The 18,263-nt window shown below is 41.1% G+C and carries 20 protein-coding genes; 5 read left to right on the top strand and 15 right to left on the bottom strand.

Going from position 1 to position 18,263, the window contains the following annotated elements; all coding sequences use genetic code 11:
• Positions 1–25 precede the first annotated feature (25 nt).
• Together A1QC_RS04895 and A1QC_RS04890 are read left to right on the top strand one after the other, a co-directional pair.
• Positions 26–964, top strand: coding sequence for a class I SAM-dependent methyltransferase (locus tag A1QC_RS04895; RefSeq protein ID WP_017026183.1), 939 nt, complete (start codon positions 26–28; stop codon positions 962–964).
• 184 nt (positions 965–1,148) lie between these two features.
• Complete coding sequence (locus tag A1QC_RS04890; RefSeq protein WP_017026182.1) at positions 1,149–1,358, top strand: hypothetical protein; 210 nt, start codon at positions 1,149–1,151, stop codon at positions 1,356–1,358.
• A gap of 92 nt (positions 1,359–1,450) precedes the next feature.
• On the opposite strand, the gene gspS2 is transcribed toward A1QC_RS04890, so the two are convergent.
• The 11 genes from gspS2 to A1QC_RS04835 form a co-directional block, all read right to left on the bottom strand.
• Positions 1,451–1,834: a type II secretion system pilot lipoprotein GspS-beta gene (gene gspS2, locus A1QC_RS04885; RefSeq protein ID WP_017026181.1), complete on the bottom strand. Its 384-nt coding sequence runs from the start codon at positions 1,832–1,834 to the stop codon at positions 1,451–1,453.
• A gap of 8 nt (positions 1,835–1,842) precedes the next feature.
• Positions 1,843–2,142 (bottom strand): YciI family protein, encoded by a 300-nt coding sequence (locus A1QC_RS04880; protein ID WP_017026180.1) that lies wholly within the window; start codon positions 2,140–2,142, stop codon positions 1,843–1,845.
• A gap of 135 nt (positions 2,143–2,277) precedes the next feature.
• A complete protein-coding gene (gene yciA, locus A1QC_RS04875; RefSeq protein WP_017026179.1) occupies positions 2,278–2,676 on the bottom strand; it encodes an acyl-CoA thioester hydrolase YciA in 399 nt (132 codons plus the stop codon).
• 101 nt (positions 2,677–2,777) lie between these two features.
• Entirely contained in the window at positions 2,778–3,317 is a 540-nt protein-coding gene (locus A1QC_RS04870; protein ID WP_017026178.1) for a septation protein A, read from the bottom strand.
• Positions 3,318–3,490: 173 nt separating this feature from the next.
• Positions 3,491–4,312, bottom strand: coding sequence for a tryptophan synthase subunit alpha (gene trpA / locus A1QC_RS04865; protein ID WP_017026177.1), 822 nt, complete (start codon positions 4,310–4,312; stop codon positions 3,491–3,493).
• Positions 4,312–5,502, bottom strand: a complete 1,191-nt coding sequence (gene trpB / locus A1QC_RS04860; RefSeq protein ID WP_017026176.1) for a tryptophan synthase subunit beta — start codon at positions 5,500–5,502, stop codon at positions 4,312–4,314. Before trpB ends, trpA begins: the two co-directional genes overlap by 1 nt.
• 70 nt (positions 5,503–5,572) lie before the next feature.
• On the bottom strand, positions 5,573–6,976 hold the full coding sequence (gene trpCF / locus A1QC_RS04855; protein WP_017026175.1) for a bifunctional indole-3-glycerol-phosphate synthase TrpC/phosphoribosylanthranilate isomerase TrpF: 1,404 nt from the start codon (positions 6,974–6,976) through the stop codon (positions 5,573–5,575).
• A gap of 56 nt (positions 6,977–7,032) precedes the next feature.
• A complete protein-coding gene (gene trpD / locus A1QC_RS04850; RefSeq protein WP_017026174.1) occupies positions 7,033–8,031 on the bottom strand; it encodes an anthranilate phosphoribosyltransferase in 999 nt (332 codons plus the stop codon).
• Positions 8,032–8,069: 38 nt separating this feature from the next.
• Positions 8,070–8,651, bottom strand: a complete 582-nt coding sequence (locus A1QC_RS04845) for an aminodeoxychorismate/anthranilate synthase component II (protein ID WP_017026173.1) — start codon at positions 8,649–8,651, stop codon at positions 8,070–8,072.
• A 10-nt stretch (positions 8,652–8,661) separates the two neighbouring features.
• The gene (locus A1QC_RS04840; protein WP_017026172.1) at positions 8,662–10,311 is read right to left on the bottom strand and encodes an anthranilate synthase component 1; all 1,650 of its coding nucleotides are present in this window, start codon (positions 10,309–10,311) and stop codon (positions 8,662–8,664) included.
• Between the two features lie 274 nt (positions 10,312–10,585).
• Positions 10,586–10,777, bottom strand: a complete 192-nt coding sequence (locus A1QC_RS04835) for a hypothetical protein (protein ID WP_017026171.1) — start codon at positions 10,775–10,777, stop codon at positions 10,586–10,588.
• Positions 10,778–10,885: 108 nt separating this feature from the next.
• Here A1QC_RS04835 and rnm point away from each other — a divergent pair, with 108 nt between their 5' ends.
• Both rnm and A1QC_RS04825 read left to right on the top strand, forming a co-directional pair.
• Positions 10,886–11,770 (top strand): RNase RNM, encoded by an 885-nt coding sequence (gene rnm, locus A1QC_RS04830; RefSeq protein ID WP_017026170.1) that lies wholly within the window; start codon positions 10,886–10,888, stop codon positions 11,768–11,770.
• A 67-nt stretch (positions 11,771–11,837) separates the two neighbouring features.
• Positions 11,838–12,458, top strand: a complete 621-nt coding sequence (locus tag A1QC_RS04825) for an L-threonylcarbamoyladenylate synthase (protein WP_017026169.1) — start codon at positions 11,838–11,840, stop codon at positions 12,456–12,458.
• Positions 12,459–12,544: 86 nt separating this feature from the next.
• Here the strand turns inward: A1QC_RS04825 and A1QC_RS04820 are convergent, their stop codons facing one another.
• Positions 12,545–12,970 (bottom strand): hypothetical protein, encoded by a 426-nt coding sequence (locus A1QC_RS04820; protein ID WP_017026168.1) that lies wholly within the window; start codon positions 12,968–12,970, stop codon positions 12,545–12,547.
• A gap of 498 nt (positions 12,971–13,468) precedes the next feature.
• Here A1QC_RS04820 and rluB point away from each other — a divergent pair, with 498 nt between their 5' ends.
• Complete coding sequence (gene rluB, locus A1QC_RS04815; protein ID WP_017026167.1) at positions 13,469–14,479, top strand: 23S rRNA pseudouridine(2605) synthase RluB; 1,011 nt, start codon at positions 13,469–13,471, stop codon at positions 14,477–14,479.
• A gap of 93 nt (positions 14,480–14,572) precedes the next feature.
• Here the strand turns inward: rluB and A1QC_RS04810 are convergent, their stop codons facing one another.
• From A1QC_RS04810 to A1QC_RS04800, 3 genes are all read right to left on the bottom strand, one after another.
• A complete protein-coding gene (locus A1QC_RS04810) occupies positions 14,573–14,893 on the bottom strand; it encodes an HI1450 family dsDNA-mimic protein (protein WP_017026166.1) in 321 nt (106 codons plus the stop codon).
• A 60-nt stretch (positions 14,894–14,953) separates the two neighbouring features.
• Entirely contained in the window at positions 14,954–15,523 is a 570-nt protein-coding gene (efpL, locus tag A1QC_RS04805) for an elongation factor P-like protein EfpL (RefSeq protein ID WP_017026165.1), read from the bottom strand.
• 141 nt (positions 15,524–15,664) lie between these two features.
• Positions 15,665–18,055 (bottom strand): DNA polymerase II, encoded by a 2,391-nt coding sequence (locus tag A1QC_RS04800; protein ID WP_017026164.1) that lies wholly within the window; start codon positions 18,053–18,055, stop codon positions 15,665–15,667.
• Between the last annotated feature and the right edge of the window lie 208 nt (positions 18,056–18,263).

The raw sequence follows: 18,263 nt of genomic DNA, 5'->3' as shown, positions 1-18,263 counted from the left end.
TCTTATTAAAGAAAGTGAACCGAACATGTTAATCACTGAACTACCAATATTTATTACCTACCTTCAAAAAACGTTGCCTGAATGCCAGCATGAAATGCGTCGTCTCTTTCATGGGCGTGGACAAATGTGGGCTGGGCTTGAACAAATTACTGCTGATTGGATTGGTGAGCATCTAATTATCACCTTATTTAAGCCTGTTGATGATGTTTTCCTCGCTGAGTTAAAACAACAGTTAGTGAGTTTTTCTAATAGCGCAGAATGGTTACAAGCTTCAGGTAAAGGGATTGGTCTTCAGCACAGATACGAACATGGTGCTCCTTTTGAAAGCGTTGTCGGTGAGGTAGCAACGGAAGTTGTTGGTATTGAAAATGGTCTTAAATATCAATTGGTATTAGGTAAGAACCAAAACATGGGTATCTTTTTAGATATGCGTAATGGCCGCCAGTGGGTAAAAGAGCGCTCACATGGTAAGAAGGTACTGAATTTATTTTCATACACCTGTGGGTTTTCTGTGGCTGCGATGGCTGGTGGAGCCGAGAACGTGGTTAATATCGATATGGCAAAAGGCGCACTGAGCCGTGGTCGTGATAACCATCGCTTAAATGAGCATGATTTATCAAATGTCACTTTTTTAGGGCACGATATTTTCCGTTCATGGGGAAAGATCACTAAGTTTGGACCTTATGATTTGATCATCATTGATCCACCTTCATTTCAAAAAGGCAGCTTTGCTTTAACTAAAGACTACAAAAAAATATTACGCCGTTTACCGGGCTTATTAACGGCTGGTGGTGAAGTTCTAGCGTGTGTTAATTCGCCGGCGGTAAGCCCTGACTTTTTAACTACGTCGATGGCTGAAGAAGCTCCCGATCTAAGCTTTGTTGAGCGTTTAGCGAATCCAGTAGAATTTGCTGATCTTGATGAACAAGCCAGCTTAAAAGCGTTAGTTTTTAACTTGCAGTAAAGTGCACGGGTATTGAAGTTGGTATAAGTGGTAGGTCAAATTTTATTTACATTACTTGAGTGGATAGATCAATAAACTAATGATTTTTTTGTTAAATTTATGATTTTTAGTGGCAATTTCTCAAGTTTGTAGCATGATTATATAAAAGTGATTCATTAGATATTCAGTCCAAGGAATAAAAGTTATGCCATTAGCGTCGTGTCCTACTTGTGAAAAACAAATATCCAAAAAAGCCGTTATGTGTCCGGGTTGTGGTGAACCGGATCCATTTAACCGCCAAGTTATTTCAAGAGTACTGAGCTTGGTCTTTTGGGTGGCGGTGTTAATTGGGGGCGGTTATGTATTTTGGACATACTTACTACCAATGATGATTGATTTTGTTCACGATATGTAATCGAATCAGCATTAAGCATTGGCTCAGCTAACATTTGTTTCTGGTTGAACCAATAAAATAAAAATGGTCTGTTGTAATAACAGACCATTTTTTTAACCTTCCAGTTCGGAACACGTCCCTTCATTGATGTATTTTTCTACCAACATTTTGCCACGTTCATTTCTAATTATGACATGGTAGCTAACACCTTTTTTCAACACTGAGCGAACTTCATTATCTTTACAGTAAACATTAGCACTTGCATCCACTAGCTTTTGTGGGGCAATACTGCCTGAGCTATTGTAAATCATGAGTAGATTAACCGTGTGGCCATCAGATTTTGCACTCATCACATTCAGAGGGCCAAGCTTGTAAGGTAAACCTGCTTCGATCACACTGGCACGGTGATCGGCCATCATGGCGATTTCATCGTGGCTTGCACAACCCATTAAAATGGTTGAAGCAATTAATGCCAGAAGAGGGGTTTTAAACTTCATAAATATCCCTATGGAAGAACTTTCTTAAATGGTTTAACCGTCACATTAGCGTAAACACCCGCTTCAATATACGGGTCTGCATCCGCCCATGTTTGAGCATCTTCTAATGAATTAAACTGTGCAATAACGGTTGAGCCTGTGAATCCAGCTTCGCCTGGGTTATCTGAATCAATGGCAGGCATTGGTCCTGCAACCAACAAACGACCTTCATCTTTTAATGTATTTAGACGTGCTAAATGTTTTTCACGAACGCTCATACGCTTTTCGAGAGAATTTTCAACATCTTGAGAAAAAATGACGTACCACATGTTCGATAATCCTTTATGTTTAATCTTTGATAGAAAGTAATATACGCTGCTGAAAAAAAGAAGGCCACCTTTTCACTAAAAAACGGGATTATGGTGGGGTGAACCGTCATAAAAGCCTACATTTTTGTAGTCCTATCACTCTGATTTGACTGGGCGTGGTTGGCCATTACTATCAATTGCTACGTAATTGAATGTTGCTTCGCAAACTTTGTTCTTTTCACCAACACCATCTAGGCTGACGGATTTGACCCAAACTTCCAAAGCAATTGACATTGAAGTACGGCCAATCTTAATACATTCACCGTAGCAACAAACTACATCACCAACTTTTACCGGTTGTTTAAAAGTGATACTAGAAACGGAAACAGTAACAACGCGGCTATTTGAGATTTCTTTTGCCATGATAGCGCCAGCTAAATCGAGTTGAGACATGATCCAGCCACCAAAAATATCACCATTGGCGTTGGTGTCAGCCGGCATAGCAAGAGTACGAAGGATCATTGAACCCTTTGGATGTTCGGTTGGTTTGCTCATAAGCGGTCCTAAATAAAAAAGTCCATTACTGAAATAAATTATGGCAGTAATGGACTTAGAATAGAATGTCTCACCATTTAATTGGTGAAATAACGTGCAATTTAATCTTCTTTTTTCTCTTTAGGCATATATTTGTAAATATAAACACCACTAAGAAGAGTAAATGCGAAAGTTGCGATTAATAAACCGAAGACTTTAAAGTTCACCCACACATCCAAAGGCATGTTGTAAGCGACATAAATATTGATAACGGCGCAGAAGGCAAAGAAGATAACCCATGCAATGTTGATGCGTTTCCAAACAAACTCCGGCAATGTTAGTTCTTTGCTTAACATGCCTTTAATGACGGGTTTACCCATAAAGTCTGAAACCAATAAACCAACTGCAAATAATGCGTAGATAATGGTGACTTTCCATTTGATGAAATTGTCATCGTGGAAGAACAAAGTCATGCCACCGAAAACTGCGACCATAGCAAAAGTGATGATTTGCATCTTTTCGACTTTCTTGTAAAGGAAGTAAGTCACGGCGACTTGAATTGCGGTTGCAACAATTAACGCACCGGTTGCAACATAGATGTCATAGCTTTTATAAAGAAAAAAGAAAATGACCAGTGGAATAAAATCAATAATTTGCTTCATGTTGTACTTTTACCGTTGTTAATAATGGATATCACCGCAAAATAGAATGTGATTCGTATATCAATAAAAATCTAAGTCTAACCATTTCAAACAGAATGAAAACCGTTTAGAGATACTTTGCTACAAAAAAGGGACGATAATCGTCCCTTAATATGTAATTCAGCATGAAATGCCTACTTTTGTGTTGCTTCTTTCATTGCATGTACAAAGTCATGTAACTTTTCTAGCATAACTTCTGGCTGAGATTGATTGTTTTCAATAATCTTAACGACAGCAGAGCCTGAAATAGCTCCGGCAGCTCCGGCTTGAATCGCTTCTTTTACTTGGCTTGGCTCTGAAATACCAAACCCTAATAATGCCGGTGGGGCATCATATTGATTTAAACGTTCAAGCAAAGCATGGACAGGCATATTGGCCTTGGTCTCTGCGCCTGTTACGCCCGAGCGAGAAAGTAAGTAAGTGTAGCCACCACCTAAGCGAGCAACATCGTTGAGTGTTTCATCGCTGGCGGTTGGCGGAGCGATGAAAATAGGATGAATGCCATGTGCTTTTGCCGATTGATTGAAAGGCGTACTTTCACCGGTAGGAACATCGGCAATGAGTACCGAATCAACGCCTGCTTTTTGGCAACGAGCATAAAAGTCGTCAATACCGCGAGCAAACACTAAGTTAGCGTACACCAATAAGCCGATTGGCAGTTGCGGATATTTCGCACGAATTTGACTGATTAATTCAAAGCAAGTATCGGGCGTAGTGCCTGAATCCAAAGCACGGATATTGGCACCTTGAATGGTTGGGCCATCTGCAAGTGGATCGGAGAAAGGCAAGCCTAATTCCAATGCATCTGCGCCAGCTTCCACAAGCGTGTGCATGATTTGTAAAGACTGTTCTGGGTTGGGATCACCAATAGTCACGAAAGGAACAAATGCACCTTGGTTTTTCTGCTCCAGTTGATTAAAGAGCGCTTCATAACGAGTTGAGTGAGATTGGGTCATTAGATCGCTCCTTTTTCTTCAAGTAACTTATGGACGGTAAAGATATCTTTATCGCCACGACCGGATAGATTCACGACTAATAGCTGTTCTTTTTCTGGATCCTCGTACGCCATTTTTAGAGCATAAGCCAAAGCATGTGAAGACTCTAAAGCCGGAATAATGCCTTCATGTGAAGCAAGGTTTTGGAAAGCATCTAACGCTTCATCATCCGTAATAGAAACATATTGTGCACGGCCTGTGGCGTTTAGGTGAGCATGTTGCGGCCCAACAGATGGGAAATCTAAGCCCGCAGATACGGAGTAAGATTCTTCAATTTGACCATGCTTATCTTGCATCAACGGCGATTTCATACCGAAGAAAATACCGGTTTTACCATGTTTAAGTGGAGCGCCATGTTGGTCAGTATCAATACCTAAACCGGCAGGTTCGACACCAATTAAGGCAACTTCTTCATCTGGAATAAAGTCTGCAAAAATACCAATGGCATTTGAACCTCCGCCGACACAAGCAATAATTGAATCAGGTAGACGACCTTCACGAGCGAGAATTTGATTTTTGGTTTCTTCACCAATGATGCGTTGGAATTCACGAACAATCGTTGGGAATGGGTGAGGGCCGGCAGCCGTACCAAGAAGGTAATGCGCATCTTCATAAGTGGCAGACCAGTCACGCAACGCTTCGTTACACGCATCTTTTAAGGTGGCTGAACCGGAATGAACAGGGATCACTTCTGCGCCCATTAATTTCATACGGAAGACGTTCGGGCTTTGACGCTCAACATCTTTTGCGCCCATATAAACGCGACATTTCAAATCGAGTAAAGCACAAGCAAGTGCAGTAGCAACGCCGTGTTGACCGGCACCTGTTTCTGCAATGATTTCTTTTTTACCCATACGTTTAGCAAGTAGAGCTTGCCCAAGCACTTGGTTGGTTTTATGTGCGCCGCCGTGAAGGAGATCTTCGCGTTTTAGGTACAGTTTAGTTTTTGTGCCTTTTGTCATATTGCGACAAAGGGTTAAAGCGGTAGGGCGGCCTGCATATTCTTGCAATAAGCCCATGAATTCTGCTTGGAATTCAGGGTCTTCTTGCGCATCAATGAAGGCTTGTTCTAACTGATCTAATGCAGGAACTAAAATTTGTGGTACATATTGACCACCATACTCACCAAAATAGGCATCTAACTTAGCCATAAAATATAATCCTTTTAACGGTCAACGAGCGTCTTATTAACAACGTTTTATTAATAAATGAATCGGTGACTTAATAATTTCTTAATGCAGTAAATGCTGCCAGTAGTTTTTGTGGGTCTTTTTTGCCAGGTTCAATCTCAACACCAGAGTTTAAATCCAAACCAATACAGCCAAGTTGACCCGCTTCTTCAACATTATCTGCTGATAAACCGCCAGCAATCATAATGTTTTTACGGTGACTGGTTGAAGTGTCGCCAGTTCCGTTGTTTGAATATTCTTCTAATAGTGCCCAATCAAAACTCATTCCTGTTCCTCCTGATTGACTTCCAACTTGTGCGTCCAATAAATGTTTATCGACATGCTTTTCAAGTAAGGTTGGAAGTGTGTCGCTCACGCCATACGCTTTCCAAATCTTGACGCTTTTAGGCAGTAGTGTACGAAGTTTAGTGACATCTGCTTGACTCTCGGCACCATGTAATTGCACTGCAGCTAAACCGAGTTGATTGGCGGTTTGCGCTACTTCATCCATCGATTGGTTTTGGAATACTCCAACGTAATGAAGAGGGGCACCGCTCATGATTAAACGAGCAGTTTCAATATCCACACGGCGTTTTGAGCCTTTAGCAAAGATCAGCCCACCATAAACACTACCTGCTTGATAAACAAGGTTGGCATCATCGGGGTGAGTTAATCCACACACCTTATTTTCACCGAGCAATACACGACGAACCGCGATTTCTAAGTTGTCTTCCGACATTAACGAGCTACCAATTAAGAAACCATTAGCAAATTTTGATAATTCTTTCACTTGCTGGTGGTTGTGAATGCCCGATTCGGAGATGACTATCGTACCTTTCGGTAGGCGTGGTGCGAGTTCTTTGGTGCGTTCAAGTGTAATTGACAAGTCACGTAAGTTACGGTTGTTGATCCCAACTATCGGCGCTTTTAAAGCAATCGCACGTTCTAATTCTTCTTCGTTACTGACTTCGGTTAAATACCCAAGGCTAAGGCTTGTTGCCACTTCAGCAAGATGACGGTATTCGTCGTCATCGAGTACTGAGAGCATCAATAAAATCGCATCGGCTTGATAATGACGAGCCAGATAGACTTGGTACTCATCGATCATGAAATCTTTGCAAATAACCGGTTGAGTGACTTGATTACGAACTTGAGGAAGAAAATTAAAGTCACCTTGAAAGTACTTCTCATCGGTCAATACTGAAATGGCACTAGCATGTTTAGCATAAACCGAAGCAATGTAGTCCAGATCAAAGTCATCACGGATCAAACCCTTAGAAGGGGAGGCTTTCTTGCACTCTAATATAAATTCGGTTTTTCCCGTATTCAGTGCTTGGTAGAAATCGCGATCGCTTGGCGTTAATTCATTTTTAAAGCTTTCAAGCGGTTGCTGCGTTTTACGCGCTTCAACCCAAATGCGCTTATCGGCAACAATTTTCGCTAATACAGTTTCCACGTTTCTCTCCTAAAATTCTTTGTATGCTTGGCCGTTAAAATTTTAAAGCCAAAGGTTTAGCCGCGAGATGCTAATTGAGTTACCAATTGGTACGCTTTACCTGAGTTCATAACTTCAATGGCTTGTAGAGTGTTGGCTTTAAGATCTTCTTGGCCAAATAAGCGCAAAAGTAATGCCACATTGACTGCCACAGCTGAAACCTGCGCTTCTGTGCCTTCACCATTGAGTATTTTAGTGATAATGGCACGATTTTCTTCTGGTTCGCCACCTTTAATTGCTTCCAGTGGGTGGGTTTTTACCCCGAAATCTTCTGGGGTTAAGGTGTATTCTTTAATTTCACCATTCACGATCTCGTTCACCAGCGTTGGGCCATGGATCGCGACTTCATCTAATCCACTTCCGTGAACGACAGCTGCGCGTTTTAAACCCATTTTTGCCATGGTTTCAGCAATAGGACGTACCAGCGACTCATCATACACACCCATTAATTCAATAGTTGGACGTGCTGGGTTAATTAATGGACCCAGTAGGTTGAAGATCGTGCGTGTTTTCATCGCTTGGCGAACGGGCATTGCATGGCGTACGCCGCCATGGTACTGCGGTGCAAATAAGAAGGCGACTCCAATTTCATCAACGGCTTTCTTGGTATCTTCTGGGCTCATGGCAAGATTAATACCAAAAGAGTCGAGTAAATCGGATGAGCCAGATTTGCTCGATACACCACGATTGCCATGTTTGGCTATTTTCACACCGCAAGCTGCGGCCACAAACGCGGCTGTGGTTGAGATATTAATGGTATTAGAGCCATCACCACCTGTGCCGACGATATCGGCAAAGTCGTAGTCAATGCTTGGAAAAGGGGAAGCATTCGCAAGGAGCGCTTCGGCAGCACCGGCTATCTCATCGGGTGTTTCGCCTTTGATTTTTAATGCCGTTAAGGCTGCACCAAGTAAAATAGGATCCATATCACCTTTGATAATGGTATCAAATAATTGTTGGCTTTCTGGCTTGGTTAAATCTTGCTGATCGTACAGCTTATTAATAATATCTTGCATATTCATGTCCTTATAAATTCTTCGTCGGCTTGTTGCTTTTATTTTTCTAATGCCCAATTAATGGTGTTTTCAAGCAAGGTTGCGCCGTATGTGGTCATAATGGATTCAGGATGAAATTGGAATCCACAGACTTTGTGATGTTCTTCGACCACCGACATGACGAGGCCATCGACTTCCGCGGTAATGGTCAATGCATCACTGACTTCGGTTGCCACTAATGAATGATAACGGGCGATGGCAAACGGTGAAGGTAAGCTTTGGTAAGTAGGGTGGTTGTCGTGCACCATCATAGATACCTTGCCATGAATGATTTCCCCTGCGCCAGACACTTTGCCACCGTAGGCTTCCACGATGGCTTGATGACCGAGACAAATGCCGATCATTGGCACTTTACCTTTTAAGCGCTGGATAAGCTCTGGCATGCACCCCGCTTTAGATGGTTCGCCCGGCCCTGGTGACAATACAACAATCGGGTTTTCAAGTTGATTGATTGCTTGTTCAATGGTTTCTGCTGCGATGTGGTTACGATAAATCGTGACATCGTGACCAAGGGTGCGGAACTGATCAACAAGGTTGTAGGTGAAAGAGTCAAAGTTATCGACAAATACAATATTGGCCATGATGTTCACCTTATCCTTGTTGAGTGTGAGTTGGATTAGCATCGGTTGTTTGATGCGCTAATTGAATCGCACTGATACACGCTTGTGCTTTTCCGCGAGTTTCATCGGCTTCCGATTGAGGGTCAGAATCAAATACCACACCGGCACCGGCTTGAACATGAGCAATGCCATTTTCGACGTAAGCGGAGCGAATCACGATACAAGTATCTAAATCACCTTCACCAGTTAAGTAACCGACAGCTCCGCCGTAAGTGCCACGACGTTGTTGTTCTACTTCTCGGATAAGTTGCATCGCGCGAATTTTTGGTGCGCCAGTTAATGTGCCCATATTCATACATGCTTGATAGGCGTGTAGGGCATCAAGGTCATGACGTAACTCACCGACAACACGAGACACTAAGTGCATGACATGACTGTAGCGATCCACTTTCAATAAATCAGCCACGTGGCGAGATCCGGCGGTGGCAATACGAGCGACATCATTACGGGCTAAATCGACCAACATCATGTGCTCGGCATTTTCTTTTTTATCGTTACGTAATTCCAACTCAATGCGGCTATCTAAATCGAAGTTGATGCTGCCATCTGTATTTTTGCCACGACGACGAGTGCCAGCAATTGGGTAGATTTCAATTTGTTCGCTATCAGCATCGTATTTCAGTGCACTTTCAGGGGAAGCACCGAACAAAGTAAATAATTCATCTTTCATGTAAAACATGTATGGGCTTGGGTTGCTTTGTTTTAATGCTTTATAAGCCGACAAAGGCGAAGGGCAAGGCAAGGTAAAGCGACGAGAAGGCACCACTTGGAAGATGTCACCTTTCACCACAAACTCTTTTAAGTCACGAACGATTTGGCAGAAATCTTGATCGTTGATGTTAGTTTGTACGGCCATGTCTTCCACTTGGGTGGCTTTTGGCAATGGTGCGACATCGGTACAGTGTTCTGCGATAGAGGCTAAACGTTGCTGTAATTTTGCGTTGATCGAGTTAGTGCTGTTAAATGCGCTGGCTTGTACGTGACATTGTTTTGCTTGATGGTCAAATACCATTAAGGTTTCAGCAACATAGAAAACATAATCAGGGCAGTTATCTATCGTATCGGCATCACCAAGGTTTTCGAAGTTAGCCACTAAGTCGTAGGCAAATAAACCGCCGATGAAAATAGCAAACTTTTCATTGATATCACTTGAACAAGACAACTGTTCCAAATCGAAACTATGCTGAACTACGCGCAGAGCATCAAAACTTGAAGATTGGCGTAAGCGAGAATCTTCGTCTAACACGTCATTGAGTGACTCAAAATGAAGGGTTAATGAGCAACTCGTTTCCTCAATCAAAACACCACTGGTTAAGTTCGCTTTTACGGCTTGTAATAAATTTTGACCATTGAGTGTTTTGGCTGTCATTACGACTTGGTGACCACGGCATTCAATACGAACAGCGGCGTCAATTAACAATAAACTCTTTAGGTTCTCTTTTGAGCTGATTTCCGCACTTTCTAACAACAGGCTATTTTGTGTCTCAAGAGCGTTGTCATTTACGCATAATGCGTTGAATACTTGCGTCGGATCTTCTAAGTAGGCGGTTTCTACTTGGAATACTTCAATCGGGTGCTTATGGCTAATATTATCTTGATGAATCTTTGCTGCCTTATTCATAAGACTTCCTTTGCTAATTTTTTCAAAATCCGTTTGCTTTCACAAGCTTATCGATATCTTTATTGTTATTGATAGTCGCATAAACTTTATGGATGCCCAATGTCTTTTTTGTGATTAATTGACATCCGTTGAGGTGAAAGCTACCTGTTTGTTGATTTCTCAATCACTTGTTCGTTTGTTGGTCACAATGTGCTCAAGAATAAATGTTTGGGCAATAAAAAACCCGCATTAAGCGGGCTAGTAGTGTCTGGGTCTCACTTAGAGAATTCTTCCATTAACCTACTTGCCCTATGAAAAGTGGCCAAGCACGCCAGCGGCTGATGTTATTGCCGATTTCACTATGAAAAGATTTGAAGCCAGATGCTTGTACAGAGAAAGCCGGCACTAAAGTAGAAAGTGCAGAAAGCGGTACATTGCCATTCGTATGAATGTTATTATCTTGTAACATAGTGTTTGACTGTAACATAACGGCCTCTAACGTAAGGTGGCTAACTGTTGGACTAGTTAACTAGTACGCGAGTTCAAAGTCAAGTTTTTATTTCACTTTCTTTTATTAAGCAGGTAGTCAAAATCCATGAGAATTGATTTACATAGCCATACAACTTGTTCTGATGGTCGCTTTACTGCCCAACAACTGCTTGAGCGCGCGGTTGAGTTTAATCTCGATGTGCTTGCTATTACTGACCATGATTGTGTGGATGCCATACCTGAAGCTCAACGGTTGATTACAGAGCATGAATTACCCTTGCATTTGATTTCGGGCATTGAACTCTCCACCGTTTGGCAAAATAAAGATATTCATATTGTTGGATTGAATATTGATATTGAACACCCACAGTTAGTGAGTTTGATTGATGATCAGAAACAACGTCGTATTGTGCGTTCTGAGTTGATGGCTGAACGCTTGGCTAAACACACTAGGCCAGGTGTTTTAGAAGAAGTGAAAGAAATCGCAGGGGATGCTTCGATTACTCGTGCACACTTTGCTAAATGGCTTGTAGACAATGGTTATGCCAAAACAATGCAGTTGGTGTTTAAAAAGTATCTTACCCGCAATAATCCGGGGTATGTGCCGCCTGCGTGGTGTGATATGAAAGAAGCGGTAGAAGCGATTCATGCCGCAGGTGGAATGGCGGTTTTAGCTCATCCGGGTCGTTATCAATTGACAGCTAAGTGGTTGAAGCGTTTAATTGCCGCATTCGTTGAAGCGGGTGGGGATGCAATGGAAGTTGCTCAGCCGCAGCAAGCACCGCATGAAAGACGCAACTTGGCGGACTATGCGATAGAATACAAATTATTAGCGTCTCAAGGTTCGGACTTTCATTACCCATCCCCTTGGATGGAGTTAGGCCGAAATTTATGGTTACCTGCTGGGGTTGAACCAGTGTGGAAGGATTGGCAGCAGATCGCGCATCTGCAAATTAATAGTGTCAGCACCTCAAATACTGATACGCAGTAAGCCAATCAACATCAAAATGGCTCAGATTGACTCAGCTATTTTGGTCTTATCTCAATGAGGAGTATCAATGAGCCAATTTTTTTACTTACACCCTGACAACCCTCAAGCTCGATTAATTAATCAAGCCGTTGCTATTATCCGTAATGGTGGTGTGATTGTTTACCCAACCGATTCTGGTTATGCCCTTGGCTGTCAACTTGAAAACAAAAATGCGTTAGAGCGAATATGTCGCATACGTAAACTGGATGATAAACATAATTTCACATTATTGTGCCGTGACTTATCGGAACTATCTCTTTATGCACGTATCGATAATACCGCCTTTCGTTTATTAAAAAATAACACACCTGGTGCTTATACTTTTATCTTTAAAGGGACAAAAGAAGTACCACGCCGTTTAATGAACGCAAAACGTAAAACGATAGGTATTCGAATTCCAGATAATAAAATTGCATTGGATTTATTGGAAGCACTTGGTGAGCCCTTAATGTCGACCACTTTGATTTTGCCTGGTAATGATCATGCTGAAGCTGATCCAGAAGATATTCGCGATAAGCTTGAGCATTCAGTCGATTTGATCATGAATGGTGGGTATTTGGGTGAGCAACCCACGACAGTGATTGATTTTAGTGATGATGAGATGATCATTGCTCGTCAAGGTGCTGGTGATCCAACACCGTTTCAATAAGCCGATTCAGAAATTTGTTGAACGAGCCTGTTTGATTTTAAGCCCCATTTTTTGGGGCTTTTTGTTTCCTGAAAAGCTTAACTGCGCTAGAGGTTAGTCGTAAGTCTTTTATGGTTCCAACGGGATTTCAAATAACGGTGATTGATTAACATTAAGATGGGATCAAACGTCATTACTGTGAGGATGACGAAGGCATATTTATTTAACCTTAAACAATAAACTGCAAATACAAAAACAATACCCATCATCGCTGCTAGCCAAGTCAAATCATAACTTAAGGCAATAAAAAAAGTTAATGTAGAGGCTACTACGTTAAGCCCTGCCCACACATTCCACCATCGAAATGATGTGTAATCTTCTTCTTCCATTTGATCAAACATGGCTTTTTGTTGAGCAAGACGTTTTGCTCGATCTTTCTCATCATCTTCAGGGTTTAAAAAATAACCACATTTTACACAACGATGGGAATGTGGCGCTAAGCTACTTTTACAAGCAGGGCAGTTTTGATTCATAATTTTTCTCCAATACCTTGTATCCAAATTTCAGTTGCTCGGCTAACTTTATATTTTGGATACAGGTAACAACTGAACTCTAAATAGAATGAAATGAGTGAACTCATCATTGACCTAAATATTGTTGATTACAATATAAATAGGATGGATTGTTGATGATATATTTTTGTAATGAAAAATAGAGATTTTTATCAGTAAAATTCATGTTAACAATTTGTTTTGTAAGTGGTTATTGATGTTGTGATTAGTGTTAATAAACACCAAAAAAGAAAGGGTGGACACGTGGTTTGGTGCCTGCTGCGAGATCATGATTTCAGTGAGGCATTTAATTCCATTCTGTTCATATAAGAACTCATGTATACTTCACAGCCTCTCTGAAACTTCATACAGTTTTAAGAAAGAAATTAAATTTAAATTATTGTTTAATATAGAGTTATGTAGTTAATGACTATTGAGCAGTGAAGACGGCTGTGAAGTCGACGAATAATAGGTAAAAAAATGAACGAAAAGTTACAGAAAATTTTAGCTCGTGCGGGTAATGGTTCTCGTCGTGAATTAGAAACGATGATCCAAGCAGGTCGTGTGAGCATAAACGGTCAAGTCGCCAAATTAGGTGATCGATTAGAAGATGAGAATGCGATAGTTCGTATTGATGGACACAAAGTTTCAGTAAAAGACTCTGATGAAGTGATCTGTCGCGTACTGGCATACAATAAACCTGAAGGGGAGTTATGTACTCGTCATGATCCTGAAGGTCGTCGTACTGTTTTTGACCGTTTGCCAAAAATTAAAGGTTCTCGCTGGGTTTCCGTTGGTCGTCTCGATGCCAACACCGGTGGTTTATTACTCTTCACCACTGATGGTGAGTTAGCCAACCGTTTAATGCACCCAAGCCGTCAAGTTGAACGTGAATATTTAGTGCGTGTTTTTGGTGAGATAAACGAAGACATGGTTCGTAATGTTACTAAAGGCGTTGAGCTAGAAGATGGCATGGCGCGCTTTGAAGATGTTGTTTATGCTGGTGGTGAAGGCATGAACCACACGTTTTATGTCATGATCACAGAAGGCCGTAACCGTGAAGTGCGTCGTTTGTGGGAATCACAAGGTGTGACGGTAAGCCGTCTGAAACGTGTGCGCTACGGTGATATTTTCCTTGAGAAAGGCCTACCACGTGGTGGTTGGGTGGAACTTGAGTTGAAAGAAGTCAACTACTTGCGTGAAATGGTTGAATTAAAACCTGAAAGCGAAACCTTGATTGATCCTGATATGCATTCTCGTAAACGTGATCGTTCGCGTGGACAGAAAATTCGTCGTGCTGTTAAGCGCCATGAAGAACGCACCACAACGGCGAAAGGTCGTGGTCGCAGTGCTACACGCGGTAATGTTGCAACAAAAGGAACAACAACCAATAAAACCAATAATGGTGAAGCGGTTGGTGGACGTCAAGGTAAGCCGACAAATCGTCGTAAGCCATCGTCTACAGCGGGTAAGACAAGAACTCGTCAGTAATATTACTTTTATCTGAATTGAACTACAGATATAAAAAACGCCTCATTTTATAATGAGGCGTTTTTGTAAGCTACTTGTGTATAGTTAGAACGATTAATCACGCTTCCAAAGAATATGACAAAATTTATTGTCAGGATCTCGGCTAATTAATAAGCGAGCAAAGACATCATCTAACGCATCATCGGTGTCATTGACTAAGCCAATAACCACTTCAGCGTAAGTTTCTTTATCAACGTCAAAACCCACATGCTCAACCCAATCGTCGCCAGTTTCAACCACTTCGGCTGCACCACGATCTTCGAATTGTGCAGTAAATAGGATCACATCCACTGCTTCTAGATTATCGGGGGCCATTTCCAAAAAAATGTCATAGCCCACTTCGATTACATCATCATAAGAAATTAAATCAGTCATTGTTACCTTATTTTACTTTATAGAATTATAGCTGGTTTGTTCTGTTGCTAAGTATGTCGATTAATCGGCACGGCTCATGAATTTACGCTCAACAACATTGATTTTGATTTTTTCACCGCCAGCAATGTATTCAGGAACTTGAACCACAAGGCCAGTTGTTAATGTTGCCGGTTTTGTGCGAGCACTTGCGGAAGCGCCTTTAATCGATGGTGATGTTTCAACAATTTCTAATTCAACGCTTGATGGTAGTTCAATCGCAACAGGAGAACCATTGACGATAACAACACTTAAGCCTTGAGTATCTTCGTTAAAGAATAGCACTTCATCGGCAATCGTTTCTTTGTTGAAGTGGTAAGGCGTGTAATCTTCATTGTCCATAAAGATATATTCATCACCGTCAATATAAGAAAACATCACGCTATGACGACTAAAATCGGCTAAAGTTAGGATTTCATCCGCTTTAAAGCTTTCATCAGATTTAGCGCCTGTTGCTACATCGTACATACGCATACGATAAAGGCTCGCACCTGCACGGCCACTTGGTGTTAATTTGCTCACTTCACGTACTGAGAAAACACGTCCATTGAGTTCAACAACGGCATTTTTTTTAATTTCACTAGCTTTTGGCATGATCTTTCCTAGAATATTAATCAAGGAGCACAGAGGCTCTATTTTTGTTTATCGATATCTGCGAGAAAATATCACGAACTTAAGTGAATACGCAAAATAATTAGTCGAATAAACAAAGAAAATGATGAAATAAAGGAAAGCTTAGAACAAACCAATTTGTGGAGCAATGATCGATTCAAAATCCAAGCCAATGAATGGCAAAATTGCATCTGCAACGGGTTTGATTTGTTTATCGATGTAATGTTGATAATCAATTTTACTTTCTAAGTAGTCTTTAGGCTCTGGTCCATTTAAAGTAAATAAATACTCGATTCGACCTTTATTTTGATATTGTAGAGGCCTGCCCATACGTGCATTTTTTTCGTCGGCAAGTCTTGCTGCTCTTACTTGAGGTGGAATGTTTTTTTGGTATTCATTTAACTTACGACGTAGTCGCTTTTGATAAACAAGATCGGCATCGTATTTTCCGTTTAAAGTATCTTCCACATATTGGCGTATGTAAGCTTGGGGCTCTTCATCATGGAAAATCATGGTATATAAATGATGCTGAAAATGATGAGACAGTGGAGTCCAGTCTGTACGAGCGCTTTCCAGACCTTTAAATATCATTTCTTCAACGCCATCATTATTGATTAGACCGCAATAGCGTTTCTTCGAGCCAGTTTCAGACCCACGAATTGTTGGCATTAAAAAGCGTTGATAATGGGTTTCATACTCAAGTTCTAAGGCTGAAGTTAAACCGTAAGTTTCTTTAATATGTTTCTGCCACCAAAGGTTCATTTCATCGATCAGTAATTGCCCAATCTTATTGGCTTTCTCTGGAGCATGAGGGGCGATTAATGAGACAAACAGCGAGTCGGTGTCGCCATAAATTACTTTATAACCTTTATCTTCAATCAACCTACGGGTTTGCTTCATGATTTCATGCCCACGCATAGTTATAGAAGAGGCTAAGCGGGTATCAAAAAAGCGACAACCAGACGATCCGAGTACACCATAAAACGAATTCATGATGATTTTAATCGCTTGAGAAAACGCAGCTTCATTATTTTTTTTTGCAACATCACGGGCAGCCCATAAATCTTCGATCATTTTCGGTAAAAAATGTTTAGAGCGGTGAAATTGCCCACCACGAAATCCTTCGACGGCTTGATTTTCTGAGGTGCCAATATTGAGTTTTAATCCTTCAACTAAACCCATAGGGTCAATAAGGAAAGTGCGAATGATAGAAGGGTACAGCGACTTAAAATCCAGCACTAAGACCGAGTGATAAAGCCCAGGATCAGAGTCCATAACATAGCCACCAGGGCTGGCGAACCAATTCTCTGGGTGAAGATTTGGGGCGATATAACCTGCGCGGTGTAATTGAGGTAAATATAGGTTGCTAAAGGCGGCAACTGAGCCACCAATGCGATCTAATTCAACACCGGTTAAGCGTGAACGTTCAATCGCAAACTCGAGTAAATGTGTTTTTTCAAAAATACGCGTAACCAAGCGACAATCTTGCAAGTTGTATGTTGCTAAAGCTATTTTATCTTCTCGAAACTGTCGATTAATTTCATCCATGCGATTAAAAGGGTCATGAATGATTTTTCCTTCGCCTAATAATTCTTGTGACACGGATTCTAACGCCCATGAATTAAAGTGATAAGTGGCCGTTTTTAAAGTATCAATGCCATCTAAAACCACTCGACCAGGAATGGATACAAATCCTTGTTGTGTGTTATTAGATTGCCGGAAGTATAAATTCTGACTGCCACGGCCGATCTTAAATGGTAATTTGTAACACTCTGCTCGTTTTGCTAATAAGCGAAAATCGAAATCAATGACGTTCCACCCAATGATGATGTCTGGATCATAGTGTTGAAACCAATCAATCAGAGCTTTGAGCAATGAAAGCTCATTTTCCACCCAATCAATGTGAAATCCTGGTTCATGGGTAGGTTCTGGCTTTGAACCCACCATGATGACTCGTTTATCATCTTTTGAATCTAATCCAACAGAATAAAGAATGCCTTTTTCAGAGCACTCAATATCTAAGGAAACAACATTAAACAGAGGTTTAAAATCAGCGGCTTTGCATTTTGCATGGGTGATTTTTTGGTATTGCGGATAAGACGTTATATCACCTAAAAATTGGATGCCGCCACGAATGAAACGTTCCATAAGAAAACGATCGGCTAGCCGAATATCATCTTCAAAAGTCGTGATACTGGCTTGATTCAATAATGCTTTGGCTTGTTGTAATGCTTTTGTGGTGTTGGCGTAACATGCAACAATGGGTTGGGATTCAAAGTTCTGTAAATCAACAGGCTTCAAATCAATTGCAAATGAGGCGTTTTGCAATAACGTGCTAGCAACTTGATAATCTGATTGTGCAATAAAGCAAACCGGACGTTCACCTTCTATGAGCAGTTGAACAGGCTTTGTATCGGTTTTAACCCATAACTCAATTAGCGTTTTTGAAGGTGAAGAGTAAGACGTCAGATCACGGGCTTGTCGAGTTAATACAAAACCGGTTTGAATATTCATGACAATAAATTACCCACTAAATCAGATTGAAGACTATGATAACAAAAGGATGTTCAGATCAACAAAGAAGATGATTGGCAGTTGAATAAGTCAATGGAAAAACTGGAAGGCCATATTGAAATCGCGAGTCAAATAATGAGAAAAAAGTCATGGTTTATATTGACTTAGGACTTGCATAATTATTAAAACCATCAATAATACTGAGGTT

It is taken from the genome of Vibrio rumoiensis 1S-45, assembly GCF_000286955.2.
In the GTDB taxonomy this organism is placed as follows: domain Bacteria; phylum Pseudomonadota; class Gammaproteobacteria; order Enterobacterales; family Vibrionaceae; genus Vibrio; species Vibrio rumoiensis_A.
Note: the sequence above shows the minus strand (reverse complement) of the source record. Positions and strands in the feature narration are given on the sequence as shown.